We start from the raw sequence: 26,089 nt of genomic DNA on the forward strand, positions 1-26,089 counted from the left end.
GCCGGAGGGACCTGCTACTTGTCCTTCCGGCTTTCTTTCTGCGCGGAGCCGGTCAGCGCTCGCCGCATCGACACTGCTTTCACCATCGTCTCCTGAAACTCTTCTTCCGGGTCCGATAGCGCAACGATCGCGCCACCCACACCGAAGGTCACCTCGTGCTCGGTGGACACTATCGTCCGTATCACGATGGAGAAGTCCGCGGTTCCGGTCAGCGAGAAGTAGCCGATAGCACCCGAATACACGCCGCGCGGCCCGTCTTCGAGCTTGTCGATGATGGCCATCGTCCTGATTTTCGGGGCACCCGTCATCGATCCTCCGGGGAATGCCGCACCGATGCAATCCACCGCCGAGGCGTCGTCGCGCAGTCGGCCGCGCACGGTCGAGACAAGCTGGTGCACCGGCGCATACGTCTCGACGTCGAACAGCTTCGGTACGTGCACCGAACCCGGTACACACACCCGCGCCAGATCGTTGCGCACCAAGTCCACGATCATCAGATTTTCGGCTTTGTCCTTCTCGTTGCCGAGAAGGTCCGCCCGCAGCAGGGAATCCTGTTCCGGTGTGCTGCCCCGGGGGCGCGTGCCCTTGATGGGCTTGGACTCCACCACTCGGTCTGCGTCGATCCGAAGAAACCGCTCGGGAGACGCGCTGGAGATCGACAGGTCCGAGAATCCGAGGAATGCGCTGTAGGGCGTCGGATTGATCTCGCGGAGATAGGAATACGTATCGAGTGCGTCGATCGGGCCGGGAAACGAGGCAACATTGGTCAGACACACCTCGTACGTCTCACCGGACCTGATTTCGGCAAGGCATTGCTCGATGAGCCCGAGGTACTTCTCACGATCGTGCCGAAGTTGCAGGTCCTGTTCGAACTCCGGTGCGAACAGCGGACTTTCCTGGGGCTGAGAACTATGGGCGCCCTCCCGAAGCGAGGTGAGCGCATCAACTACACCCTCGAACCAGGTTGCCGTTGCAGGATCGCCGTGCTCCTCCACCAGGGCCATCGCGTAACAGCAACCCGACTCGTGGTCGAAGACCAGTGCGCGATCGGCGAATACCATGGAGGCGTCGGGAGTCGGCGCGGTGTGAACGAGTTGGCCACCGACATCTGCTTTGAGCTCGTACCCCAGATACCCGACGTACCCCAGAGCGAACGCGAACGGCAGATCGTGGCGAGCGTGAACCGCCCGAGCCTTCAACTGCCTATCGAGGTAGTCGAAGAATGTCGAATCGACCGACTCGGTCGTTCCGTCGGCGCGACTCACCTCGACGCGTCTCTCGGCCACTCGATAGGTGATGTATTCCGCAAGGGGGCCGGAACAGTCACCCATGATCGTGAAGCGAGAGTCAGGCTCCACAGCGGAACTTCCGTCGAGCCAGAAGGTGTTCGGGCCGGTCGCGAACAGCTCACCGAATACTTGCTCGGTGTCGAAGTCGCCCTCGATGCACTGGCTTTCGAGGAAGTAAGGCGTTCGGGTGGGTGCAGCGAACGGGTGCAGTATCGATCGAGTGAGATCGCGGAAGTTCGACAACAACTCCCTCCCGTACTCAGTGCTGACGGACTCTGGATGGAACTGCACACCCCACATGGGCCGACTGCGATGGCGTACGGCCATGACGATGCCATCGGCGGTCCACGCGCAGGCTTCGAGCTCGTCGGGTAGATCCAATGCCGTCAACGAGTGGTAGCGAACCACGGAGTAGGGGGAGGGGATCCCGTCGAACAGCCCGACACCGTCGTGAACTATCTCGGAAATTCGTCCGTGCATCGGCTCCGGAGCCAGGTCGACCTCGCCCCCGAGCAGATGACAGATGGCTTGGTGTCCGAGACAGACCCCGAGAATCGGGAGGTCCGAATCGACGATTGCGCGCGCACTGATTCCAAGATCGTGCGAGGTACTCGGTCGCCCGGGACCCGGTGAGACAACGATGTTGTCGAATTTCGCGAGGTCGAGTGAATCCCAGTCGACGTCGTTCCGAACCACAACGGGCTCCACGCCATTCACTTCGCACAGCATGCTGTAGAGGTTGTACGTGAAGGAGTCGTAGTTGTCGATCAGTAGCGTGCGGACAGTCATCGAAGATCTCACCTACCGCGTTCGCCGACGGTGGAGTCCGCGTCGATGATCAGGTCCTCGACACGGCATGCTTCACCGATCAGAAGGTCGTACACCGACGCCAGAAAGTCTTCGGACATACCGTGTTCGCGTGCGAATTCGCGTGCCCGGTCCTGAACGACTCCTACGCGATCGGGCTGCATCATCGGAATGTCGAACTCGCGTTTGACGAGAGCAACTCGTGAACAGATCTCGATTCGATCGCGGATAGCCACGAGCAGACCAGCGTCGATGGAATCCAGTTCGGCTCGAAGCGACGCGAGTTGGGTACAGGGCTCTTCGGTCACGTGGTTGCCCCCTCGTTATGCAGACGAATACAGCGTCGTGCCTTTACACGCTCGACATTTCATCGTGCGTTCACTCTCGACTGTTACCCCTCGATGGTCGTTCGAGCCCGGTCCACAATAATCCCACTGCACACCGCAATCGTCATCCTGATCGGTGCAAAATCCATCGTATTGTTTCGGGATTGCTGCACAGCCCGGAAGGAAACAAACCGAAGAATATGAAATGAGACAAAAAACTGCGCCGAACGAATGTTTTGCAATTCGTTCGGCGCAGCAGGAAAGCTATTTCAGTTCTCAGGCTCCGCGACGTTTGACCTTGAGTAGGTCCATCCGCTCCTTGAGCAACTCTTCGAGTTCTTCGACCGACCGGCGCTCGAGGAGCATGTCCCAGTGCGTGCGCGGCGGCTTGACCTTCTTGGCCTCCGGAGCAGTTCCCTCGAGCAGAGAACCCTCCAGGCCGTTGCGGCACTGCCACGTCCCGGGGATCTCGGCATCGTCTGCGAACGGCACGTCGAACTCTTCACCGTTGTCGCATCGGTAGCGAGCGACTCGACGCGGCGCGAGGTCGTGGTCGCGGTCTGTCTCGTAACTTACGGCGCCGAGGCGGCTACCTCGTAGAACGCGATCTGCCATTGTGAAGTCCTCTCCCTCTGTGGTACATGTTCCTCAACGCTCCACCGGTGCGAATCGTTCCCGACCCGAATCGACGACACGGATGGATCCGCGCATACGCCGACGTCATTCTACCGTCATCCACCCGTAGGCTCGAGACCATGTCAGTGATGTCACGTCGGGTACACGCATGTGCATGGTGCGGACGCGAGGTCGCCGACTCCGGGATGGGTCGGCGCCGGCGTTATTGCAGACAATCCTGCAGGCAGCGGGCCTACGAACACCGGAGCGCGGTCAAGGGCACCTCGATCCCCGAGGATGCCGTCGTCCTGTCGTCCGAGGAGGCGTCAGCACTCATCGATCGAACCTTCGAAGTCAGGTGCGCGGCCGAGGATGTCGCTACGGCCGTGACGGAAGGAGCAGGAGTCGACGAGCTCACGCGCCTCTGCGAGGAGTTGATCATTCGAGCCAAGGACGCGGAGCGCCTGCGCTGACCATCGCTCAGTCCGAGATCTGCCAGGGGTCGCCCGGGTCGAGGAGGGTGGCCGGCATGTTGAGTGAGGCTGCCTCGACGACGAAGTCCGCACCTGGTTCGTGGAACAGATGCGGACGGAACCGATCGAGCCCCACCGGCCAGAGGGTCCCGTGGTGAATGGGGATCGACATACGCGCGTGCATCGCCGACGCTGCACGCGCGGCAGCTCGAGCGTCCATGTGTCCGGCGCCGAGCGTCGGGCCCCATCCTCCGACCGGGAGCAACGCAAGGTCGCACCGCGGCACCCACTCGGCCATGGCGTCGAACATCGCTGTGTCGCCCGCGAAGTAGATGATCGAGGAGCCAGTGATGACGTAGCCCAGGGCATCGACATCTCGGGGCCCGTGGCGCCATCGGCGGCCGTCATGGTCGGCCGGTACCGCGGTGATGCGAAGGGCTCCGATGCCGACGGTTTCACCGACGGAGATGTCGACGAGGGGATTCCCGAGCTTGCGTAGACCGCGGAGTCGTTGGGATGCGCCTCGAGGCAGCACGATCGGTGTAGTCGTGGACACCTTCGCCAATGACGGAAGGTGGGTGTGGTCGCTGTGCAAATGCGAGAGCAGAACTGCGTCAGGAGAGTGCACGTCGACCGGAGGGCTCCCGCCGCGTCGGCGCACCAGGTGGCCGACGCGGCGCGTCAGTACAGGGTCCGTGAGCACGGTAGCCCCGTCGAGGTGGATCTCCACGGTGGCGTGGCCCCACCACACCACGGTGCCGGGTTTCCTTCGGCCTTCGGCCATGAGGTCTACCATTCCAGAAATCGAGCAGACCCTCTCGGGTACGGGGGAGCGACCATGGTGTGGCGGCTGGGCATCGAATACACGGTCTTGGCGGCGATCTCGGCGGCCATGTTGGTCATCGCTGATCTGTTGATGCCTGGGTTTCGACTCGACCGAATCGGAACGACGAGCTTTGTCGGGGTGGTGCCGAGCGCGGTAGTTCTGGCAATCGTGTTCGGTGCGCTCAATGCACTTCTGTGGCCGCTGTTTCTCAGAGCCATGATGTGGGTCGGGCCGGCTCTGCTGTTCGTCTCGGTCTTCGTTGCCAGCGGCCTGTTGATGTTGCTCAGTGTGACGCTCGCGCCGGTCGCAGACTTCGACGGTCCGATGGACACCACGATCCTCGCATTGATCCTGTCTGCGACGACCTCCGTCGTATCAGGGGCAATTGCCGCGCGGCGCGACAACACTTATCGCATGATGGTCGTGCGACGCCATCGCCGGTCCACGAGCGGCCGGCCGAGCCCCGCGGAAGCACCGGGCCTGGTGTGTATTCAGATCGATGGTCTCGGTCACGATGTTCTTCGTCGAGCCATGTCGTCCGGTGTCGTGCCCACAATGGCTAGTCTCGTGTCGTCCGGCACTCATTCGCTCATTGCGTGGCATACCGATTGGAGCAGTCAGACCGGGGCAAGTCAGCTCGGAATCCTGCACGGTTCCAATCACGATGTTCCGGCATTTCGCTGGTACGACAAGTCCTCTCGCACAATCGCGGTCTTCAGCGATCCTGCCTGCAACGCCGAACGCGAACGGGAACGCGGCGACCTCACTGGTCTCTTGGCGGACGACGGTGCAAGCCGCGGAAACTTGTTCACCGGCGGAGCCCAGGACAACGTACTGGTGGTCAGCCGGATGAAGGGTGCACGCATGGGTGGCGGGGGAACCGGTTACTCCGGCTACTTCATCGACCCGGCCAACGCTGTGCGCACCTTCGTTCGGCTCGTAGCCGAAGTCATCCGCGAGATCAGACAGAACCTCATCTCGCGCAGGCGTGGCATAGTTCCGCGGGTACCGCGTGGCGGGATCTATCCACTGGTGCGGGCTTTCACCACCGTGGTGGAGACCGACGTCGTCGTTGCAGCTGTGATCGGCGATCTGGTGCGCGGTCGTTCCATTGTCTACGCCGACCTGGTCGGATACGACGAGGTATCGCACCACTCGGGCGTCGAGCGCCCAGAGACGCTCGCAGTGCTTCGTAAGCTCGACGCCGAAATCGCGATGATCCACGCAGTGGCGCAGAGCAGCGAGCGGGCGTATCACCTGGTGTTGCTCTCCGACCACGGACAGAGTCAGGGGACCACCTTCACGACCCGGTACGGCGAGACGCTGCAATCGCTCGTTCTACGCGGATGCGCTCTTGCCGAACCCTCGGACCGACCGATGCACGGCGGCGGAGCAGAAGGCGCCGCCTACGCCGCAGCGAGTGTAGGCATCGGATCCGCCGACAGCGCGGACTCCGAGGTCGACAAGGTCGTCGTGCTGGCGTCTGGCAATGTCGGACTGGTCAGCTTCGCCGACAATCCCGAGCGGGCCACGCGCGAGTGGATCGAGGCCGCATATCCAGGATTGATCGAGATGCTGATCTGTCATCCAGGGATCGGCTTCGTGCTGGTGGCAACGGAGTCCGGTGAATCCGAGATACTGGGTGAGCACGGAAGCATGTCCCTCGAAACAGGATCCATCGTGGGGGAGGACCCTCTGGCAGTGTTCGGTCACGGAGTACTGGACTTGATTCGTCGGACGGACTCGTTCGGCAACGTCCCCGACATGATGATCAATGGAACATACTGGCCGGATACCGACGAGGTCGCTGCATTCGAGGAACAGGTGGGCTCCCACGGCGGTCTCGGTGGTCAGCAGACACGGCCGTTTCTCCTGCATCCGGCCCAACTTCCGACCCCGCCGGGCCCGATTCACGGCGCCGAGTCGATCCATCGCATTCTCATGCACTGGCGAACGTCTCCTGTAGGGCCCTAGCAGCGGGTCCCGGTTTTTCGGAGGATCGACGTGCACAATGGGGGCGATCGCACGAACGGTGCGGTCCAAGGAACGCAACACAAAGGATCTTCTATGGCTTTCTGGGACCAGCTCAAGGCAAAAGCCACCGAACTCAACGGTCAACTGCAGACGAAGACCGTCCAGTTCAAGAACAAGGAGTTCGCCAACGGCAGCATGGCGATGTGCGCGCTGATCGCCGCCGCCGACGGCTCCATCGATCCAGCCGAACGCCAGAAGACCGCTGCACTCATCTCCAGCAACGAAGCACTCAAAGTGTTTCCGGCAGAAGAGCTTCGACAGAAGTTCGATTGGTACTGCGACAAGCTCGCGGGCGATTTCGACTTCGGCAAAGTCGAGGCCACCGCCACCATCGGCAAGCTGAAGAGCAAGCCTGATCAGGCCCGTGCCGTGATCCAGATCGGAATCATCATTGGTGGCGCCGATGGAAAATTCGACGACGACGAAAAGAACGCTGTCAGGAACGCGTGTTTCGCGGTGGGAATCGACCCGGTCGAATTCGAACTATGACAGCTCGATGCGACTGATCCCCACACATGACGAGCAACGAGGATCCCGACCACCTCGAGTAAACAGTACGGCGGCTGGTCGGGTTCCGGTTCGTCCTACCGCGGGCGTACCGGAACGGGTGATGGCGAGGCAGGAGCATCGAGGCGGTCAAGCTCGAACGGCTCGGGAACAAGGGATGCCGCCGCCACATTCGCCAGCAGGTGGCTGATCCGGGTCGTGCCGGGAAGCGGAACGACGGGTCCGGTTGTCCCCATCCTTCGTCGACCAATCGCATGAGACCGAGCCCCTGCACCGGGAGCCGGCCGAAGACCCACTCCGTGCTTGCCACATCCACCGCGCAAACGTACAACCTCGAGCGCAGTTGATGTCAACGGTTGTAGCGGTGCAGGCAACGTCTAGCGGTATGCCGTGTCGCTGTGGCCCAGAATGCGCTTGCGGCTGCCTTTCACGCGATACATCTCCGCGTCGGCCAACCTGAGGGCGTCGCGCACCGACTGCTGTTCGTCGTCTGCGATCGAGATGCCAACAGTGGCCGCACCGACACTGACGGTCAGTCCAGAAATCATCCGAGCGCACGCGAGGCTCGACACGAGCTCATCACTGCGAACCGCGATATCCGCGGGTCGGCCGATCGAGACGCACGCAAACTCGTCGCCACCGAGCCGAGCGACGACCCAATGGTTGACAGCGAGCGCCCGCAGGTGTTGGGCCAGGTCGACGAGTACTGCGTCGCCAGTGTGATGTCCGTAGGTGTCGTTGACGCCTTTCATGCCATCGACATCGATGACGACGGCGCACAGGACGCTCGGTTCGACCTTCCGCGTCGTCACGGCGACCGCAGTCACCGCCGCAAACAACCCACGTCGGTTGTGCAACCCGGTCAGAGAGTCCACCAGGGATTCGCGCGCACGTGATCGAAGCTCGCTCACGTAGACCATCAAGATGAGCGGCGCCGAGAACATCAACAGCATGGTCAGACTGTGGGCGGCGACGACCCATCCGCTTGCGGCGTCGGAGTGAACAGTCTTCAGCGCCACGATGCCGAGAACGACGGCGCCGTACAGCATGTGAAGGACACAGGGGAGTAGCGGCACTGCTACCACGGCAAGCGAGGTGACCACCGCGAACAGCACGGTTCCGCCGATCGCTGTCATATCGGTGTCTTTCAACAGAAGACACACAGTGATCGACACGTCCGAGTAGACGATGAACGCGATCAGCCAACGAGGGCTCGGCCATCTGCCGACGAACCAGCGCACAGCAACCGGTAGTGCAGACATGCTGACCGCGACGACGACCAGACCGCGCCATCCGCTGTATTCCTCCGACGGCGCGCTGACCAGCCCGATTACGCCGATCGCCAGCACACCCAGACCTACCAGAAATTGGGTGACCCGGGTGCGACGCACGTTGAGGTCCAGAAGCCCGGAGGCAGGGAGCGAACCACCCCGATGCCGAGGCATGGGACTTTGGCCTGTAGAGAAAAGGGACCGCACGGCGAACATCGAAAACCCCTGGGTGGAAAGCTGGGCGACAAGCAGTAGCTGACTCGGAGCGTAACGGGCCGCATGATATTTGCATCGGCGAATACTCGACGAAGCTGCTGTTTCATGATGCTATACGGCCCACGAACTCGATTCGATGCGTCACTGTGACGCATCGAATCGAGTTAGCTGCCTTCGGCGGGGTCAGACTTTCGGCTGGTCCCCCGGCGACGCTCCATGCCTACGCTAAGGGGGTGAGCAATCCACTGCGGTCCTTGCTGGAGGAACCCCGGCCGTCGGCCCCACCGGTTCGGGTACGGCGGGACTGGGCGCTGCTGGCGTTCGTGATGGTCTCCGGTGTGCTGGAGGGTGTCCTGCGTGAGGACATGCCGCTACCGGGGTTGTCGATGGTGCTGGCGGTCGGACTGGCGCCGCTGCTGCTATGGCGACGTACCCACCCTCTCGCAGTGGTCGCGGCCGCCTTCGGCGTGGTCGCTGTCGTCGACATCGGCCTGATCGCATCCGACGCACCGGCGCTCGACGTGTACACGATGCTCTACTTCCTGCTGCTGCCCTATGCACTCTTCCGGTGGGGTTCCGGGCGAGAGGCGGTGGCGGGTCTGGCAATCATCCTGTTTGCGGCCACCATGGGGTTCTTCGTCGGCTGGGCCGGGGTCGCCGACGCAGTCGGCGGGGTCGCTGTGCTGATGTCCGCCTTCGCCTTGGGTTGGGCCGTGCGTTCCCAGCACGACGCCCGGGAACGGGGACTCGAGCAGGTGAAGTCGGAGGAGCGGGTCCTGTTGGCGCGCGAGCTGCACGACACTGTGGCCCACCACGTCTCTGCCATCGCCGTCCAGGCACAGGCAGGGCGCGCGCTCGCGCCGACCAGCCCGTCGTCGCCGCTCGAGGCACTGGAGGTGATCGAGGCGGAGGCGTCGCGCACGCTCGTGGAGATGCGGGCGATGGTTCGCGTGCTGCGCAACAAGGCGCCGGCGGACTACGCCCCGCAGCCCGGTGTAGTCGACCTAGTGCAGCTCTCCGGGGCCTCGCCGGCCGGTCCCCGCGTGGAGGTGACAGTCTCGGGTGACCTGGCTCAACTCCCGCGGGCGATCGACGCGGCCGTGTTCCGGATCGCCCAGGAGGCCGTCACGAATGCGCTGCGGCATGCCAGGAATGCCACCCTGGTCGATGTGCGCGTCGCGGGGGATCAGTCAACCGTCGGCCTCGCCGTTCGCGACGACGGTGACACCGGTCCGGGGGACCCCGATCCGGACGCAGGCTTCGGGCTCGCAGGGATGGTCGAACGCGCCCAGCTCCTGGGCGGCACGTGCCGGGCGGGCCCGTGCCCCGGAGGTGGCTGGAGCGTCATCGCGACGCTCCCACGTCGGGCGCCGAAATGAGTATCCGGGTCCTGGTCGCCGACGACCAGGACCTCGTGCGGACCGGGCTGCGGCTGATCCTCGGCACATTGGACGGCATCGAGGTCGTGGGGGAGGCGCGCGACGGGCGGGAAGCGGTCCGGCTGGCCCGCGAGCTCCGTCCCGACGTGTGCCTGATGGACATCCGGATGCCCGTCCTCGACGGTGTCGAGGCGACCCGAATTCTGGCCGGGCCGGGCGTCGAGGACCCGGTCGCGGTCGTCGTGATCACCACTTTCGACCTCGACGAGTACGTGCACGGTGCTCTGTTGGCCGGCGCCACCGGCTTCCTGCTGAAGGACGCCGGACCCGAGCTACTCGGCGAGGCGATCCGGGCGGCCTCTCGAGGCGACTCGCTCATCTCGCCCGGCATCACCCGACGGCTGCTGTCGACGTTCGCGGGCACGGGTCGGGCGGCACCTCCCGCCCAGCCCCTCGACCCGCTCACCGAACGCGAGGAACAGGTGCTGCTCACCATCGCGCGGGGTCGCACCAACGCAGAGATCGCCGCCGAGCTGTACATCAGCATCAGCACGGTGAAGACCCACATCGGCAGCCTCATGGCCAAACTCGGCGCCCGTAACCGGGTGGAGGTCGCGATGTGGGGTTACGAGACCGGCCGGGTCCGGGAGTAGAGGCTGTGCAGGGTCACCAGTTCGCACGCTGAGCCGATCCACAACGAAACGGCGGTATCCGGAAGGCTCAGATGAGTCCCGGATACCGCCGCCTGTGTGCGACTACTTGACCTCGGAGCGGCGCAGGAGCAGCACCCCGACGACGAGAGGAATGACGATCCAGATCATCGTGGTCGAGCCGAGCATCGCCCACTCCTCACCGGTGTTCGTGTCGCCCTCGAAAAGCGCCACCTGCGTTTCGTTCCAGTCGATCCACGGCTGCAGGTCCTCGAACCAGGAACGCACCTGGGCCAGGAGGACGAGGATGCCCGGCATGACCAGTGAGACGACGAAGTAGCCCACGATCGCGGCCGCGGAGTTGCGGAGCAGGACACCGAGAGTGAAGCCGATCGCCATGCCGACGAGGTTGCCAAGCACCATCTGGGGCGCCATGGACAATGAAATGTCCCACACGGTGTCGACGCCGGCGAGTGCGGAACCGGCCACGTTGCCGAGGGCGCCCACTGCGAACGCGACGGCCACGGAGCCGAAGCCCACAAGGAGGGTCGCGATCGCCTTGGCGCCGATCACTCGTTCGCGGCTCGGCACCAATGTGAACGTCGTGAGCCCACTGCGCTGGCTCCACTCACTCGTGACGGCCAGGATCGCGATCATCGGCAGGATCACCGACATCGGGAACCCGATCGCCGTCGCGAAACTCGCGTAGGTGACGTCGCTGTCGGGAGCGAAGATGATGACCGCCCCGGTCGCGATGACCGACAGGACGCCGATGCTGATGAGCATCCAGAATCCGGAGCGGGTGTTGAACATCTTGCGCAGCTCGACCGTGACGAGTCGGGCGATGGGGATGCGCTGGCCGGTCCGGCGGGCAGGGGTGGTGGCCGGGGGGACGATCGTGGCGGTCATGCCGCAACTCCTTCGCGTTGGGTGTCGGCAGTGAGCGACAGGAACATGTCTTCGAGGCCAGCGCTCTCGGCGGACCGGAGCTCGGTGAGGGCGATACCGGCGGTCAGGGCCACGGCCCCCACACGAGTCGGATCGGCATCCGTGCGGACCGAGCCGTCGCTGGCGAGCGTGCTGGGGATCCCGGCCTGTTCCAGTGCGTGTGCGAGGTCGCGTGGTGATGTCGACCTGGCGAGCGTCCCGGAGGCAGCCAGCAGATCTTCCTTTGTGCCGGCCGCGACGATCTTGCCGTTGCCGATCACCACCAGGTCATCGGCGATGACCTCGATCTCGTGGAGCAAGTGTGAGGACAGCAGCACGGTGCCGCCTTTGCTGGCGAAGCCCGTCAGCAGGTCTCGCATCCACCGGATCCCCGCGGGGTCGAGCCCGTTGGCGGGCTCATCGAGGATCAGCACCTGGGGGTCTCCGAGGAGTGCGGTCGCGATGCCGAGGCGTTGACGCATCCCGAGGGAGTAGTTGCGCACCCGGCGCTTGGCCTCCGTGGGGGTCAGACTGACCAGCTCGATCATCTCGTCGACGCGGGTGCGGGGCAGACCCATCGTGTCGGCGGCGACCGCGAGGATCTCGCGGCCGGTGCGGCCCGCGTGCTGGGCCGAGGCGTCGAGGAGGACGCCCACCTCGAGGCCGGGGTTGGGGAGGTCGGCGAACCGTTTTCCGTTGATGGTGGCCGAGCCGGATGTCGGGACGGTCAGACCGACCGTCGCGCGCATCGTGGTGGACTTACCGGCGCCGTTCGGACCGAGAAAACCGGTCACACGGCCGGGCTGGGCGGTGAAGGAGACGTTGTCGACGGCGGTAAAGCCGGCGTACCTCCGGGTCAGGGACTCTACAGTGATCATGGGTTCAACCCTCGCCGCATCGCGTCGTGCGCGTATCGGTTCGATGGCCAGTTTTGTCCCAACCGAAAGTACGAGGCTGGGGCCGTGCCTTAGTGTTCTGAGCCGTTAGTTCGTCGGGCCAGCACCGAGTCGCCGGGCAGGACCGGCTGCGTCGGTTGTTGCGGCGATTCGCTCGACGCTGGCCGCGTGGTCGCGAGTAGTCGAACGGCCAGTTCGACGTCACGTACACAGCTATAATTCGTCACAGTGACGTATTGTGCCGGGGACGATGGCATGCCAGAGTTGAGCGAATGAGGTTGCACCCGTATGGATCACGGCAACCGAGACGACTCGGCTGCTCGCAATAAACACTCGGATGTGAGATGGCCTCGGCTCCTGCACAGTCCAGAACTGGATAGTCACTGAAGCGAGTGCTGACCAGAAGCGTGACGATCAGCGTCTGTCGTGGTCGCCCAGGTCGATTTTTTGCCGATAATCTACATTATGTCAAGTCTAACGTACTTGATGCAGGGCATGCATGATCCGTCCAGTCAACCTCTGCGTATTGTTGCAGCCCATTTTTATTCAATTCACGATGCCTGAGTTCTTCTGCAGCAGAGACGATTGCGGGCCCGCGGAGTCGCAGCAGGCGTCCTCAGCTTTCGACGTCCGCCCGTGGGACTGACCGGACGTTGAACATGACGGGCGCTCCTTTGGTGCGGCGAGAATCGTATGAGGTGTGGTGCCGCTGCGGCGCGAACAGTCTTCCTCCGTTCACGCCGCAGCTCAGGTCGAGTTACGTCGATGAGCTACGCGGAGTCGGTCGCGGCGACGCTGAGGACCCAGGTAACCCCAAAACGGTCGGTGAGCATGCCGAATCCGGCGCTCCACGCCGATGCCGCGAGCGGCTCGACGAGCGACGCACCGTCGGACAGTCCATCCCAGCAACCCTGCACTTCGTCGAAGCTGTCCCCGTCGATGGCGACGAAGAACGGTTGACTAGTGAGCGTGACGCCGTTCTCGCGGTGCGTCGACCCCACATTGTTCGGTGACCCGTCCGACTGTCCAGGGATGTCGTACGCCATGACACGGAACCCGTTTGCAGCAGAGACCGTCCCGAACACAACTTTGTCGGCACCTGGCGCATCAGCAGGCATGCCGAGGTCGCCGTAGGTCATGATCGAGGCCTGGCCGCCGAAGACGGATCCGTAGAACTCCAACGCAGCGCGGGCATCGCCGCGGAAGTTCAGGTGGGTGGTTGTCGTGAGGGTCATATCTGCTCCTGGTGTGTTCGTCGCCGGTACTCCCGGCAGCGTCAACCCTTGCAGCTGTATAGGTCAGTTCAGGTCCTATATCGGCGCTATCCTCGAGCAATGACGACTAGGTCCACTTCTCGGCTGCTTCATCTGTTGTCACTGTTGCAGACTCGTCGCGACTGGCCGGGTTCGGTGCTCGCGGAAAGACTCGCGATCAGCCACCGTACGGTGCGACGAGACGTCGATCGTCTTCGGGAAATGGGCTACAGCATCCACGCGACGATGGGACCGGAGGGTGGGTATCGCCTCGACGCAGGCAACGAGCTTCCTCCCCTGCTTTTCGACGATGACCAGGTCGTTGCGCTGGCAATAGCCCTCCAGGCCTCGGTCGGCACCGGTGCCGGTATCGAAGAGGCTGCCATGCGTGCACTCACGACAGTTCGACAGGTGATGCCCTCGCGGCTTCGCCACCGACTGGATGCTCTCGAGTTCACCACCATCTCACGTTCGGCAGGTCGTGCTCCCACCAAGGTCACAAAACCCCAAGTGCTGCTTGCTTTGTCGACCGCCGTGCGCGCGAGAGAAGTATTGCGCTTCGACTATGCGGGCCTGCGCGAGGAGGATCCCACCGAGTCGGCGGCTGTGAGGAAGGTCGAGCCGCATCACCTGGTGACCTCCCGCGGACGCTGGTACCTCCTTGCATGGGACCTCGAACAACACGATTGGCGGCTGTATCGAGCCGAACGTATCGCACCCCGCAGCCCGGCCGGGCCACGCTTCGTCCCTCGGGAGATTCCCGGTGGCAACGTTGCCGATTACGTAGCGGCCCGCTTCAAAGGCTCGTCGCAAGCCAACCAGTGGCCGTGCATCGGAAAAGTCGTCCTTCACCGACCTGCACACTACGTTCTCCCGTTCGCAGGCGACGGCGTCGTCGAAGACCTCGGACCGAACAAATGCAGCCTCGAAATCGGATCCTGGTCCTGGATCGCGCTCGCGGCGAACCTCAATCGCTTCGACACCGACATCGACGTGCTCCACCCACACGAACTGAAGGATGCGTTTACGCAACTTGCGACCCGCAACCGCGCAACGGCCACCGGGAGCACGCCTCGTGGTGGGCGAGACCGCTGACACGACCAGGCTGACCGTCAAACGCCAACAGGCCGACGCCGCGCGATGATTCTCGAATTGGCGCTCGATCGCTGCCCGGACCTCGCCTGACCACTGAATCCGTGGCTCCGCTGCGCCACTGCAGGGCATACGACCAGTCTTCATTGCTTGTGGCTGAAAGCAGCTACCACCACTACCCCAGGCCCGACTGCGCCAACATGTTTCGCCAAACACGATCCCGGACGAAACTCCGCGATCTCGGAATCGATAGGAACCAGCCCGAGTTGTCGCACTCCGGCAGCGTGTCGTTTCGGAATCACCAGGTCAACGTTACGATTTCCGAATGCGTGATCTCCTCGAACAGTGGGCCAGGCTTACGGGGTGGCTTCGAATCCATGCACCCGTGACTGTCGCCGGAATCAACCCGCCGGCGGAGCCAAGTCGAGTCGGCGCAGCCGAAGATGCCACCGGTCAACGGTGGACTCCAGAACTACGTGTTTGGTTCGGCCTGCACAACGGCAGCAACCAAGGCCACGCTTTCCCTCAGATCATGCCGGGATTTCGACCTGTCACCCTTACCGAACTCGAGTGCGACTGGGGCTCGCTCGTGTCGATCTGGGCCGACACCACTGAAGAGTTCGAACAGATGGACGACATGCGACCCAAGTCGCAACCGGCTGGAACCACTGCCTTCACCTACCTCCCCAGCTACATTCCCATCGCCGCGGATAACACACGCGAACGATTGGTCGTCGACACCCGCCCAGGTCCTGACACAGGGTGCGTGGTCGAATTTTCTGGCGACGGCACTGATGACGGGACTTCGCGTTGGCCGTCTATTGCCGGCATGCTCCGGGAAGCCATCGACTCGCTCGAGGGCTGCAAGCCCTGCCGGGGGTGGGTGCCTTATATCGAAGACGGCCAACTCTATTGGGACTTTCCCTGAAACCGTGTCTCGAATCTGACTGACTGGGCGGATGCCCCCTCGTCGCCCAAGTGCCCATCCACTCGCGGCGGAGATGCTCGGATACAGCTACTCAGTCACTCATCGCCACGCCGAGGCAGCACAGGCGCTCGAGACCGCCACAGCTGTGGGCTCGATACTCCGTACAGCGCGCAGCCGCCGCTCGCAGACATCAGCCTCGTCCGCTCTTGAACTCGTTGGCCACACTTAACTTCTGTTACATAACGATGAAGTGAAACAGTTCGATGCTCCGCTGATCCCGCCCGACGCAGGATTCTCGAGGTCCTCACATCGGGTGACGCGACTGCGTGCGCGCTAAGCGAAGTGGCGTCGACAGAGTTCGGGATAAGTCAGCCGGCGACGTCGCGTCATCTCCGGGTGCTTCGGGAGTCCGGTCTAGTGCTCTGCGAGCCGACGGCACGAAACGGGTGTACGCCATCAACCCCGCTGGAATGCAGGATATCGACCAGCGGCTCGAGCAATTCCGCTCCTTGTGGTCCACCGCACTATCGGCTGTAGATACCGAGGTCCGACGTGGCCGACGGTCCACCAAGGAAGGAACTATTCGATGAACAACGCTGGCCAGATCAACTCGTTTCTCCGCCGAATGACCGACGCGGACGACGAGCAAACAATCACTGTGCAGCAACGATTCGACACGACCGCCGCCGACCTCTGGGACGCCTGCACCACACCCGAACGGCTAGCTCGGTGGTTCGAACCAGCGCACGTCGAAGCGCATGTCGGAGGTCGGCATCGCGTCATCGACAGCGGTACGGAAGGAAGAAAAGAACAATGCGAACCGCCTTCGCTATCACGTGGGAGTACGGCGGAGACATTCCAGCTTTCCAGAACCGCGCCCCTGAGACGGGACGATGCTTGCCTACATTCATGTCAGCGGGTCACCCGCCCTGGGCCGTCGAATGTTCGGAGTAGTCGGTATGCCGCGATCGATCTAGGAGGTCGGCGACGTCGAGGGACACCGGCGGGGCCATGTTCTCATCCGGAATGGATTGCACACCCCTGGCGGTGACCCACACGGTGCCGACGCTGTCGACGGTGACGTCAGGCTGTGGGTTTCGGATCGGTGTGTTGGAGAGAGGCTTCCGGGTAGAACCATCGAGCAGAGTGAACAGCCAGTATTGATGATCAGCGCTGTAGGTAGAGGGTCCCATCAGCGGCCACCACTGAGCCCGTCCGGTTCCATCCGGCGGATGACTGACGACCCAGAGCCTGTCTCCGACCTGTCCCCCGTCCAGAACATTGGCGGGCATTGGTTCGGCGGCTTCGACGGTGAGATCGTCGAGTACGAGGTAGGCACTGTGGCCGTCGAAGATGGTAGGTGGCGCGGTAGTCAGGAACGGCTTGTACGACGTGATCGAACTGGTCAGTGGCGGTCCATAAGTCGGGGTGCCGTCAAGATCGACTCGAACCAGGCTGCTCGTTCCCAACGCGCCGGTCGTCGGGTCTCGTTGACGGAACAGCAGAAGAAACCCGCCTTCGACGGTGCACATCGATTCGAGGTCGCCACAGTCATTCATACTGTGCGACAAAGAAACCTGCCCAGAGCGGACGAGAAGCAGTTCGGCCGTACCGCGGCTCGGCACTGACACCGCAAGCAAGACCTCGCCGTAAGCGGCGGCGTTTCGGATGGGCGCGTCGCTGACCGTCCTCGCGGTGCCATCCGGGTGGCAGTGATATATGCCGTCCCAGCCGGCCACCCAGCACCCGTCTGCGTGTGCCCAGACGGACCGGGTCCGGTTGGCCGGTGGGTCGGCGAGGATCTGGCCGGTGCTGACGTATTCGGCGACGTGCCGGTTGGAATCGAGGCGGACTACGAGCGGGAGTTCGCGGTCGACCACCCACAGTTCGGTGCCGTGTGCCGACACGGAAGCCGGGACCAGGCTGGACCGCAATGGTGGTAAGGGAACGTCGGTGAGGTCGAGGTCGACCAGGACACCCACCTCTCGAACTCCTTCGAAGAGAACGCCGTCTCTCGTCTGACGGGTGACATCCGCGAAAGGACGCAGCGCTGCGGTGACGTCGCGATAGGTTCGGGTACCAGGGACCGGTTTCCATGGCGCGTTCGTCACGTCGGGATCTCGGCGAAGACTCTCGGTAGCGACGCGTAAGCGCGTGATTCGGCCCCGGATTCGGCCTGTTGTGGCGTACGTCATGTACCCGATCAAGCGGCCGGTGATCTCGATTCGACCGAGCACCGGCCGACGGGTGTAGCACGTGGCCGCCCACCCGTCGCCGCGCAGAAAGACCGTCCACTCCCACCATCCGTCGTCGGGACCGAGTTGCTGATGTGTCGGCTTGCCTGAGTTCAAGGGTTCGGCGACCGCGCGCAGGGTGACGATCGATGGATCGTTCGGATCGGCTGGCGTCTCTTCGAACATCAGCGGAAACTCGCCGATTGCGCCGACTCGCGGTTGGGGAGTTTCGCCGTCCTCGATTCCTGTGCGACCGACCATCACCGGCAGCATCGTCATCGGAGTCCCCTTCTCGTGGTGTTCCGTCATGTCGTCAGCTTGCACTATGAGGCTTCGTGCTCACGGCATGAATGTCGACGACTGCACCGCCGCATACAGCGACGGCCGATTGATCTGCTGGCTGAACCTGCACCCATCTCACGACTTCGTCGCACACACCGCGACAGTGTGGTCGAACGAAGAGGGCGTCGCCTTGCTGTACCAGCAGACCGCCGACAAAACCGAAGAGGTGGCGGTTCCGCAGGTGCGGTGATCGTCAGCAGTAACGCATCCGATGGTCGCACGTGTTTCTAGAAGTCGTACGTCATCGAGAATTCGTACCAGGCCCCACCGAGGCAGGTGTATTCGAGTTCGGCGTTTGATGGTGGTGGAGGCGGCTGTCCGGGCGAGTAGATCCATCCGGAGGTGTAGCTGAAGAACACGGTGTCGGCGTCGACGAAATCGATCGCGGTGTCGTCGGTGTACCGGGTGATTCTCGAGAAGTCGAACGCATCGATCGAATGATTCTCGACGCTCACCGGTCCGGCGGTGGGGAGGGTCGCCACGAATGCGTCGAACTTCGGTCGCGAACGTTCGAACGAGGGCTCTGGAAGCGTGAGCGCCAGAACGAGTCCGATTGCGACGACGGCCGGTGCGGTGACAACCATCCAGGACCATGGTTGCTCCGACCGCAGGAACTTCACAGTTCTGAAACACCAGACGACGCCCACGACGAGGAGGGCCAGGGCCGTCGCCGAGACGATCACGAAATTGAGCAAGTTGAAGATTCGCCCAGACACCGGCCAGAGGTTCATCGACCCGAACACAGCCCCCGCGCAGAGGATGAGGGTGATGCTGGCCAGAATCCTGCCCGGCGGCCGCACCTGCACCGGCTTGGGCACGGGACCGGGAACCGTCACGACCATGTCCCTGGGCGGAGTATTTCCATCATTTCCTGCCTATCACGTGTCGGCGGCCGACGGTCGTCCCTTCGGGCGATCCGTATCACCAGGAACCGTGGGTGGCGGTGTTGGCTTCATGCAGTGCGCTGACGTAGCCGCCGCGTTGGCGGGCTGTGTCGTCGGCACCTCCGGTTGCAGCGAGTAGTCCACGCACTTCGTCGACGCTGTCGAAACCCTTGCGACCCATCCATTCACATAGTCCGTCGAGCAACACACCTGCATGGTCTGGGCCGTGCCGCAGCAAGGCGGACGCGGTCATGACGACATCCGCACCGGCCAATAGATACTTGACCAGGTCTGTTGCACTCTCGACGCCGGTGGTCGCAGCGAGCGAAGCGCACAACCGGCCGCGTAGCAGGGCGATCCACGTCCGCGGAAGCCGTGACTCTTCGGCGGTGGACAAGGTGGCGGCGGGCACCACCGTGAGCGTCTCGGAGTCGATGTCGGGTTGCAGGAATCGGTTGAACAGCACCAGGCCGTCCGCGCCCGCGTCGTCCAAACGCGACGCCATCTCCCCTATCGAACTGAAGTACGGGCTCAGCTTGACCGCCACTGGCAGGGTCACGGCGTCCTTGACCCGCGCGAGAATGTCGAGGTGACGCTGTTCGACGTCTCTGCCGCTGATGTGGGGATCCCCGGGCAGAGAGTAGATGTTGAGCTCGATCGCGGCCGCACCGGCATTCTCCATGGATCGGGCATAGCCCGCCCAGCTGCCTGGGGTAATGCCGTTGAGGCTGCCGATCACCGGCACTTCGACCGAGCCGGCCGCACGTTCGAGCAGGCTCAGATAGCGGCGCGGTCCCTGGTCCTCGCCTGCAGCGTCCGGAAAGTAGGACAAGGACTCGGCATAGCTCTGGGAACCCTGGTCGACGAGTCTCGTATTTCGCTCCGCTTCGCGGATCAGCTGCTCTTCGAACAGGGAATAGAGCACCACCGCGCCGACGCCCGCAGCGGCCAACCGACGTACACCGTCGACGGTGTGCGAGAGCGGCGACGCCGCCGCCACCAGCGGATTCGCTAGCGCCAGTCCCATATATCGTGTCGACAGCTCCATCATCGATCCTTGCGGGCGTCGGCGGTGAAATGTTGCGGACCCCGGGACGCCATGTCCTCGTACCGGTTCCAGCGCTGAGCGATGACCTCCTCGGCGAGCCCGAGGAGCCGGTCGTACTCGGCGGGATCGGTGTTGGCCAACGAGCGATACCGCAGTTCCCCGTTGCGGTAGTCGACAAGCGGGATCCTCGGCCGGTGCGAATCGAGCAGGAACGGGTTCTCGCCGGCAGTACGCAACATCGGGTTGTAGCGGATTAGCGGCCAGTGACCGCTGGCGACCGCGCGATACTGCTGGTCCATTCCGTGACGCATGTCGATTCCGTGCGCGATGCACTGGCTGTAGGCGATCACGATCGAAGGTCCATCGTAGGCCTCTGCCTCACGGAACGCCTGCAGCGTCTGTTGCGGGTCGGCACCCATGGCAACCCTGGCAACGTAGACACTTCCGTATGCGATCGCTTGCAGCGCAAGATCTTTCATCGGCACCGTCTTGCCTGCGGCGGCGAACTTCGCGACCGCACCGAGCGGGGTCGCCTTCGACATCTGCCCGCCGGTGTTGGAGTAGACCTCGGTGTCGAGCACCAGAACGTTGACGTTGCGGCCACTGGCCAGGACATGATCGAGTCCCCCGGCCCCGATGTCGTATGCCCAGCCGTCACCGCCGACGATCCACACGCTGCGCCGGACCAGGTAGTCGACCACGCTGAGCAGGTCACAGGTCATGGCGGGATCGATCCCGGCGAGGCGACGCTCGAGCTCGGCTACCCGCTCCCGCTGTTGCTGGAGTTCGGACTCCCGCAGCTGCGGCGCCGTGAGAAGGGCATCGACGAGGTCGCTACCCACCACGTCCCGCAATTCGGTGAGCCGCTGCCGGGCGAGCTGGGTGTGTCCGTCGGCGGCGATCCGAAACCCCAGACCGAATTCTGCGTTGTCCTCGAACAAGGAGTTCGACCATGCGGGGCCGCGCCCGTCGGCGTTCACTGTCCAGGGAGTGGTAGGCAGGTTGCCGCCGTAGATCGACGAGCAGCCCGTGGCGTTGGCGACCATCGAACGGTCACCGAACAACTGGGAGAGCAGCTTGAGATACGGCGTCTCCCCGCATCCCGCGCACGCTCCGGGAAACTCGAACAATGGCTCGAGGAACTGCGTGCCGCGAACGGTGCCGAAGTCGACACGCGCCCGGTCGTTCATGGGGAGAGTCTCGAAGAACGCGATGTTCTCCCGCGCGGTGGCCACCAACGGTTCGCGGGGGCCGAGATTGATCGCCTTGGTGATTTCACCGCCGGGGACCACCACCGGGCAGGCCTCGACGCAGAGACCGCAGCCGGTGCAGTCTTCGGCATACACCTGCAGGGAAAACTGGGCGCCTGGGAGACCGACGGCGTCCAACGGCGCCGAATCGAACAGATTCGGGGCGCCCTCCAGCCGGGACTCGTCGTAGAACTTCGACCGGATCACGCTGTGTGGGCAGACGAAACTGCAGTTGCCGCACTGAATGCAGGTGTCGGGGTCCCAGACAGCGACGAGCTCGGAGATGTTGCGTTTCTCGTAGGAGGTGGTGCCGCTGGGGTAAGTGCCATCCACCGGAAGCGCGCTTACAGGCAACGCGTCACCCCGCCCGGCGATCATCTCCGCGGTGACCGTGCGGACGAACTCGGGCGCAGTGTCGGGCACGACCGGCGCCGGCTCCACCACGGAGGTGACCGACTCGGGCACCTCGATGCGGTGCAGTCCCTCGAGAGAGAGGTCGACGGCATCCAGTTCGCGGCGCAGCACGTCGGCTCCGCGGTTACCGTACGTCTTTTCCACCGATTCCTTGATCCGGGTGATCGCCTGAGCGCGGGGCAGCACTCCGGAGATCGCGAAGAAGCACACCTGGAGGATGATGTTGATCCGGCCGGCGAGCCCCACCTCTTTGGCGATCCGGCCGGCGTTGACGGCATACACCGTGATCTGCTTGTCGAGGATTTGTTCCTGCACCCGGCGAGGGAGCGCATCCCAAACCTGGTCCGGCTGATATCTGCAGTTCAGCAACAGAGTTGCGTGCGCGGCGGCCGAACCGAGCACGTCGACCTTGTCGAGGAACTGAAACTGATGGCAGCCCACGAAGTCGACGCGGGTTACCAAGTATGGGGCCCGAATGGGGCGCGGCCCGAACCTCAGGTGCGAGACCGTCTGCGATCCTGACTTCTTCGAGTCGTACACGAAGTAGCCCTGGGCGTGCCGACCCTTTTCATCGCCGAGAATCTTGATGGTGTTCTTGTTGGCGCTCACAGTCCCGTCCGACCCCAGGCCGAAGAAGATCGCCCGGACCGTGTCGGCAGACTCGATGTCGAACGACGGGTCGTACGCGAGGCTGGTGCCGGAGACGTCGTCGTCGATGCCGATGGTGAAGCGCCGCCGCGGTGCATCGCAGGCGAGTTCGTCGAACACCCCGGCAACCATCGCTGGTGTGAACACTTTCGACGACAACCCGTAGCGTCCGCCCGACACCCTGGGCATCGTCGCGCGTTCATGGTCGGTGTGGGCTTCGGCGAGGGCGGCGACGACGTCCAGATACAGTGGCTCGCCGATCGATCCGGGTTCTTTGGTACGGTCCAGCACCCCGACGGTGCGTACCGTCGCCGGCAGTGCGTCGAGGAACGCTCTCGTGGGGAACGGCCGATACAGCCGCACGTGCACCACACCGACCCGCTCCCCCAGCGTGGTCAGAGCGGCCACGGTGCCGGCCGCGGTCTGCGCGCCGGAGCCCATCGACACCAATACCCGTTCCGCCTCTGGGTGACCGGCGTACTCCACGACGTGCATCGTCCGGCCGGTGCGCTCACCGAGGCGGACCATGAGGTCGTCGACTACCTCGGGAATACGTGCGTAGAACGGGTTTACGGTCTCCCGCGCCTGGAAGTAGACGTCCGGATTCTGCGCGGTGCCACGGATGAATGGGCGTTCCGGAGACAGCCCTCGCCCGCGATGGGCACGGACCAGCTCCTCGGGGACCAGCGCGCGTAAGTCGTCGTCGGAGAGTGTCTCGATCGTGTTCAGTTCGTGGGACGTCCGGAACCCATCGAAGAAGTGTAAGAACGGTACCCGAGTCCGAAGGGTGGCCGCCTGTGCGATGAGCGCCAGATCCTGCGCCTCCTGAACCGAGGCCGACGAGAGCATCGCGAACCCGGTCTGGCGTACGGCCATCACATCCGAGTGGTCGCCGAAGATCGACAATCCCTGAGTAGCCAGGGATCGGGCCGCGACGTGGATCACGGCGGAGGTCAGCTCGCCGGCGATCTTGTACATGTTCGGGATCATCAACAGCAAGCCCTGTGATGCCGTGAAGGTGGTGGCCAGCGCACCACTCTGCAAAGCCCCGTGCAAGGCTCCGGCTGCGCCGCCCTCGCTCTGCATTTCCACCACCGTCGGCACGGTGCCCCACAGATTGGGCCGTCGCTCGCTGGACCACTTGTCGGCCAGCTCGGCCATCGGCGACGACGGGGTGATCGGGTAGATGCAGCACACCTCGTTGAGCCTGTAGGCAACCGAGACGGCGGCCTCGTTGCCGTCCACCGTCGCGCGGGTCATGTCAGCGCGGGTCATGTCAGCGCGGGTCATGTCGGCTCCGGGAACATGTCGATCGCGTGTACCGGACACTGCTCGAAGCACTCCGCACAGCCGGTGCACTTGTTGTAGTCGTACTGGTAGCCGTGGCCGACCCCCAGTTTGACTATCGCGTCCTCCGGGCAGGCTCCGAGGCAACCGTCGCATTCGAAGCAGTTGCCGCACGACAGGCACCGGCCCGCCTCGAAGGTCGCCTCAGGAGCCGACAGTCCCCCGACCACCTCGCCGAATCCGGCGGTTCGCTGCGTGGGGGCGAGTTCGGGTTGCCGGCGCCGGTCGGCGTCGGCGAAGTACCACAGGTGTAGCTCGTCGAATGTCGCTGTCGGGTGCTTGGGAGGTCGCTCGCCGGAGGTTCCACGCAGCCAGGCGTCGATGTGGTGAGCGGCCTTCTTCCCGTGCCCCACCCCGACTGTGACGGTGCGCTCACTTGGCACCATGTCGCCGCCGGCGAACACACCGGGGCAGCCTGTCATCAGCGAATCGCTGACTCGCACGCTGCCGTCGCTCGCGAACTCCACTCCGGGCACAGTCCGCATGAACGCCGAATCGGTCTCCTGACCCAGTGCCATGATCAGGGTGTCCGCGGCCAAGGACTCGAACTCTCCGGTCGGACGCGGGCGGCCCGCATCGTCGAGTTCCATGATCTCGACCTGCACCTCGGGTCCGTCGAAGGCGGTGATCGTGCGCAGCCAGTTGATGCGCACACCTTCGCGTTCGGCGTCTTCGGCTTCTTCCTCATGGGCCGGCATCTGTGCACGGTTGCGGCGATAGACGATGGCGGTGTCCTCCGCGCCGAGGCGGCGGGCCACGCGGGCCGCGTCCATCGCCGTGTTGCCGCCGCCGTACACAGCCACGTGGCGTCCAACCGCAGGCTTGGCACCGGAGGCGACGCTGCGCAGGAACGACACCGCGTCGACCATCGTTCCGGCATCGCGGACCGGGATATGGACCCGTTTGGCCAAATGGGCACCGACTGCGACGAACACCGCGTCGAAACCGCCCTCCTCCCGTTCCACGGCGAGGTCCTCGACCCGGTGGTTGCCGGTCATCTGCACGCCCAGTGCCGCAACTCGCATTACCTCGGCCTCGAGAACGTCGCGAGGCAGTCGGTAGTTCGGGATGCCGTAGCGCATCATCCCGCCGGGTTCACTGCCGGCGTCGCGGATCTCGACGTCGTGGCCGAGACGAGCCAGGTGGTACGCGGCGGACAGTCCGCTCGGCCCGGCACCGACCACGAGCACCCGTCTGCCGCTGCGGGCGGGCGGTGGCTCGAACATCCAACCCCGCTCCCGCGCGAGGTCACCGAGGAACCGCTCCACCGCGTGGATCGACACCGCACTGTCGAGGTTGACGCGGTTGCAGACCGATTCGCACGGGTGATAGCAGACCCGGCCATGGATTGCGGCGAAGGGATTATCGGCCACGAGTTGGCGCCACGCCTGCTCGTGTCGGCCCGCGGTGGCGTGCGCAAGCCACGCCTGAATGTTCTCCCCGGCGGGACAGCCCGCATTGCACGGCGGCAGCAAGTCGACGTACACAGGTCGCCGCTCGCGCACAGGACCGGCCCTGCTGTGCCCATGGAGCAGGTCCGGGAGCGGAGTCACCTCAGAGGACGGGCCAGTCTCCCCGGCTCCGATACCCCCGCTACTACGCTTGCCCGTAGCCATGCGTCAACGATAGGACTCACGGGTCCGGGCCGCGACCGAACCGGCTGATCTACGTACACAGTCCCACTACTCGCTATCGGACCTGTTCCTGGCAAGGGAGCAAGGGCGAACGTGCGAGATCACCGGGGACGGTATGGCACCGTACTCTCGTCGAGTGTCTATCCAGCGTGCTCCTGATCCCACACAACTCCACCCCGTCGCCGGCCAGGAACGGGTGGTATTTCTGAAGCCTCTCATCACGAGCCCGTTGATCGAGGTTGGCGAGTACAGCTACTACGACGATCCCGATCACGCGACCGAGTTCGAAACGCGAAATGTCACACATCATTACGGGCCGGACCGACTTCTCATCGGTAAGTTCTGCGCGTTCGCAGCGGGCGTCACGTTTGTGATGAACGGCGCGAACCACCGCATGAACGGCGTGTCCACGTACCCCTTTCCGATAATGGGCGGAGCGTGGAGCAAACATACCGATCTGATTTCCGACCTGCCTTCACGAGGAGACACGGTCGTAGGTAACGACGTGTGGATCGGCGGAAACGCGACGATCATGCCCGGAGTTCGCATCGGCCATGGGGCCATCGTGTCGACCGGCGCTGTCGTGACCAAGGATGTACCCGACTACGCGATCGTAGGCGGGAACCCAGCCGCTGTCATTCGCATGAGGTACGACGCGGACGACGTCAGCCAGTTGGTGACGTGTGCGTGGTGGGACTGGCCGATCGAGAAGATCACTGCACACATTCGCGCGATCGCGGATGGGTCGGTCATTGATCTCCTGAACGCCGACGACGGCGCCTAGCTCGCTCCCTCGGGC

General features: G+C 63.8%; 23 protein-coding genes and 1 pseudogene. 11 read left to right on the forward strand and 13 right to left on the reverse strand.

Annotated elements, in window-relative coordinates; translation table 11 throughout:
• Nucleotides 1–14 precede the first annotated feature (14 nt).
• The 3 genes from pabB to ACODSO_RS21200 form a co-directional block, all read right to left on the reverse strand.
• Complete coding sequence (gene pabB, locus ACODSO_RS21190; protein ID WP_489038659.1) at nt 15–2,078, reverse strand: aminodeoxychorismate synthase component I; 2,064 nt, start codon at nt 2,076–2,078, stop codon at nt 15–17.
• A gap of 8 nt (nt 2,079–2,086) precedes the next feature.
• Nucleotides 2,087–2,404, reverse strand: a complete 318-nt coding sequence (locus ACODSO_RS21195; RefSeq protein ID WP_068378298.1) for a chorismate mutase family protein — start codon at nt 2,402–2,404, stop codon at nt 2,087–2,089.
• Nucleotides 2,405–2,698: 294 nt separating this feature from the next.
• On the reverse strand, nt 2,699–3,037 hold the full coding sequence (locus tag ACODSO_RS21200; protein ID WP_068378296.1) for an RNA polymerase-binding protein RbpA: 339 nt from the start codon (nt 3,035–3,037) through the stop codon (nt 2,699–2,701).
• 149 nt (nt 3,038–3,186) lie between these two features.
• On the opposite strand from ACODSO_RS21200, the gene ACODSO_RS21205 reads away from it, so the two are divergent.
• Complete coding sequence (locus ACODSO_RS21205; RefSeq protein WP_489038708.1) at nt 3,187–3,510, forward strand: hypothetical protein; 324 nt, start codon at nt 3,187–3,189, stop codon at nt 3,508–3,510.
• 7 nt (nt 3,511–3,517) lie between these two features.
• On the opposite strand, the gene ACODSO_RS21210 is transcribed toward ACODSO_RS21205, so the two are convergent.
• A complete protein-coding gene (locus ACODSO_RS21210) occupies nt 3,518–4,294 on the reverse strand; it encodes an MBL fold metallo-hydrolase (protein ID WP_489038660.1) in 777 nt (258 codons plus the stop codon).
• Between the two features lie 54 nt (nt 4,295–4,348).
• Between ACODSO_RS21210 and ACODSO_RS21215 the strand changes: the two genes are divergently transcribed.
• Complete coding sequence (locus ACODSO_RS21215) at nt 4,349–6,310, forward strand: phage holin family protein (protein WP_489038661.1); 1,962 nt, start codon at nt 4,349–4,351, stop codon at nt 6,308–6,310.
• Nucleotides 6,311–6,403: 93 nt separating this feature from the next.
• Nucleotides 6,404–6,859, forward strand: a complete 456-nt coding sequence (locus tag ACODSO_RS21220; RefSeq protein WP_489038662.1) for a tellurite resistance TerB family protein — start codon at nt 6,404–6,406, stop codon at nt 6,857–6,859.
• Nucleotides 6,860–7,254: 395 nt separating this feature from the next.
• Here ACODSO_RS21220 and ACODSO_RS21225 read toward each other — a convergent pair whose 3' ends face one another.
• Complete coding sequence (locus ACODSO_RS21225; protein ID WP_489038663.1) at nt 7,255–8,268, reverse strand: GGDEF domain-containing protein; 1,014 nt, start codon at nt 8,266–8,268, stop codon at nt 7,255–7,257.
• Between the two features lie 329 nt (nt 8,269–8,597).
• On the opposite strand from ACODSO_RS21225, the gene ACODSO_RS21230 reads away from it, so the two are divergent.
• Together ACODSO_RS21230 and ACODSO_RS21235 are read left to right on the forward strand one after the other, a co-directional pair.
• Nucleotides 8,598–9,743: a sensor histidine kinase gene (locus ACODSO_RS21230; protein ID WP_489038664.1), complete on the forward strand. Its 1,146-nt coding sequence runs from the start codon at nt 8,598–8,600 to the stop codon at nt 9,741–9,743.
• The gene (locus tag ACODSO_RS21235; protein ID WP_489038665.1) at nt 9,740–10,396 is read left to right on the forward strand and encodes a response regulator; all 657 of its coding nucleotides are present in this window, start codon (nt 9,740–9,742) and stop codon (nt 10,394–10,396) included. Before ACODSO_RS21230 ends, ACODSO_RS21235 begins: the two co-directional genes overlap by 4 nt.
• A gap of 102 nt (nt 10,397–10,498) precedes the next feature.
• On the opposite strand, the gene ACODSO_RS21240 is transcribed toward ACODSO_RS21235, so the two are convergent.
• From ACODSO_RS21240 to ACODSO_RS21250, 3 genes are all read right to left on the reverse strand, one after another.
• Nucleotides 10,499–11,302 (reverse strand): ABC transporter permease, encoded by an 804-nt coding sequence (locus ACODSO_RS21240; RefSeq protein WP_489038666.1) that lies wholly within the window; start codon nt 11,300–11,302, stop codon nt 10,499–10,501.
• Entirely contained in the window at nt 11,299–12,198 is a 900-nt protein-coding gene (locus ACODSO_RS21245) for an ABC transporter ATP-binding protein (protein WP_489038667.1), read from the reverse strand. Before ACODSO_RS21245 ends, ACODSO_RS21240 begins: the two co-directional genes overlap by 4 nt.
• A 788-nt stretch (nt 12,199–12,986) precedes the next feature.
• Nucleotides 12,987–13,451 carry a VOC family protein gene (locus ACODSO_RS21250; protein ID WP_489038668.1) on the reverse strand — a complete coding sequence of 155 codons (465 nt, stop codon included), beginning with the start codon at nt 13,449–13,451 and terminating at the stop codon, nt 12,987–12,989.
• Nucleotides 13,452–13,550: 99 nt separating this feature from the next.
• On the opposite strand from ACODSO_RS21250, the gene ACODSO_RS21255 reads away from it, so the two are divergent.
• The 4 genes and pseudogenes from ACODSO_RS21255 to ACODSO_RS21270 form a co-directional block, all read left to right on the forward strand.
• Entirely contained in the window at nt 13,551–14,564 is a 1,014-nt protein-coding gene (locus tag ACODSO_RS21255) for a helix-turn-helix transcriptional regulator (protein WP_489038669.1), read from the forward strand.
• Nucleotides 14,565–14,886: 322 nt separating this feature from the next.
• Nucleotides 14,887–15,489 (forward strand): SMI1/KNR4 family protein, encoded by a 603-nt coding sequence (locus ACODSO_RS21260; protein ID WP_489038670.1) that lies wholly within the window; start codon nt 14,887–14,889, stop codon nt 15,487–15,489.
• Between the two features lie 291 nt (nt 15,490–15,780).
• Nucleotides 15,781–16,026 (forward strand): ArsR/SmtB family transcription factor, encoded by a 246-nt coding sequence (locus ACODSO_RS21265; RefSeq protein WP_489038709.1) that lies wholly within the window; start codon nt 15,781–15,783, stop codon nt 16,024–16,026.
• 88 nt (nt 16,027–16,114) lie between these two features.
• Nucleotides 16,115–16,282: pseudogene (locus tag ACODSO_RS21270) on the forward strand (SRPBCC domain-containing protein); the annotation flags it as partial.
• A 127-nt stretch (nt 16,283–16,409) separates the two neighbouring features.
• On the opposite strand, the gene ACODSO_RS21275 reads toward ACODSO_RS21270, so the two are convergent.
• The gene (locus ACODSO_RS21275) at nt 16,410–18,032 is read right to left on the reverse strand and encodes a hypothetical protein (protein ID WP_489038671.1); all 1,623 of its coding nucleotides are present in this window, start codon (nt 18,030–18,032) and stop codon (nt 16,410–16,412) included.
• 16 nt (nt 18,033–18,048) lie between these two features.
• On the opposite strand from ACODSO_RS21275, the gene ACODSO_RS21280 reads away from it, so the two are divergent.
• Nucleotides 18,049–18,255 carry a hypothetical protein gene (locus ACODSO_RS21280; protein WP_489038672.1) on the forward strand — a complete coding sequence of 69 codons (207 nt, stop codon included), beginning with the start codon at nt 18,049–18,051 and terminating at the stop codon, nt 18,253–18,255.
• A gap of 37 nt (nt 18,256–18,292) precedes the next feature.
• Here ACODSO_RS21280 and ACODSO_RS21285 read toward each other — a convergent pair whose 3' ends face one another.
• From ACODSO_RS21285 to ACODSO_RS21300, 4 genes are all read right to left on the reverse strand, one after another.
• A complete protein-coding gene (locus ACODSO_RS21285; protein WP_489038673.1) occupies nt 18,293–18,901 on the reverse strand; it encodes a hypothetical protein in 609 nt (202 codons plus the stop codon).
• Between the two features lie 85 nt (nt 18,902–18,986).
• Nucleotides 18,987–19,997 carry a dihydroorotate dehydrogenase-like protein gene (locus ACODSO_RS21290; RefSeq protein ID WP_489038674.1) on the reverse strand — a complete coding sequence of 337 codons (1,011 nt, stop codon included), beginning with the start codon at nt 19,995–19,997 and terminating at the stop codon, nt 18,987–18,989.
• Entirely contained in the window at nt 19,997–23,569 is a 3,573-nt protein-coding gene (gene nifJ, locus ACODSO_RS21295) for a pyruvate:ferredoxin (flavodoxin) oxidoreductase (RefSeq protein WP_489038710.1), read from the reverse strand. Before nifJ ends, ACODSO_RS21290 begins: the two co-directional genes overlap by 1 nt.
• 26 nt (nt 23,570–23,595) lie before the next feature.
• Complete coding sequence (locus ACODSO_RS21300) at nt 23,596–25,272, reverse strand: NAD(P)-binding protein (RefSeq protein ID WP_489038675.1); 1,677 nt, start codon at nt 25,270–25,272, stop codon at nt 23,596–23,598.
• A 133-nt stretch (nt 25,273–25,405) separates the two neighbouring features.
• Between ACODSO_RS21300 and ACODSO_RS21305 the strand changes: the two genes are divergently transcribed.
• Nucleotides 25,406–26,074: a CatB-related O-acetyltransferase gene (locus ACODSO_RS21305; protein WP_489038676.1), complete on the forward strand. Its 669-nt coding sequence runs from the start codon at nt 25,406–25,408 to the stop codon at nt 26,072–26,074.
• The last annotated feature ends 15 nt before the right edge of the window (nt 26,075–26,089 follow it).

The organism is Rhodococcus sp. FG69 (genome assembly GCF_057808915.1).